The organism is Bilifractor sp. HCP3S3_D3 (assembly GCF_052063915.1).
Classification (GTDB): domain Bacteria; phylum Bacillota; class Clostridia; order Lachnospirales; family Lachnospiraceae; genus Bilifractor.
Window position 1 is genome coordinate 1 of the sequence record NZ_JBQHWP010000064.1, and the last position, 363, is coordinate 363.

Genomic DNA, 363 nt, shown 5'->3' on the forward strand with positions numbered 1-363 from the left:
CGATACTTAATTGCCCTGTTTGCCATCTTTCTTACCCTGAGATTGAATGTATTGCCTAATAATGTCTACAGCAGCTTCTCCTGTAGTCAGCAAACAAAAACTTTGTGACCAGAACATCTCTTTCCAAAGGGATTTACGTATCATAGGAAATTCTTTCTTTATGATACGGCTGCTTGCAGATTTATAGGCATTGATAAATTTACTGATCTCTGTATTGGGCTGTCCTCTAAAAAGAATATGAACATGATCGACATCATGATTCCATTCTTCCAATGTTATGTTATATGTAGGAGCGATCCTCACAAATATTTCTTTCAGACGTATAGAAATCTCGTCATCGATTACCTTATTCCGGTATTTTAC

General features: G+C 36.4%; 1 protein-coding gene. It reads right to left on the minus strand.

The annotated features are described in order from the left end of the window. Positions 1–6 precede the first annotated feature (6 nt). A partial coding sequence (gene tnpA / locus ACTNDI_RS14050) for an IS200/IS605 family transposase (protein WP_441101576.1) occupies positions 7–363 on the minus strand: 357 nt, incomplete at its 5' end.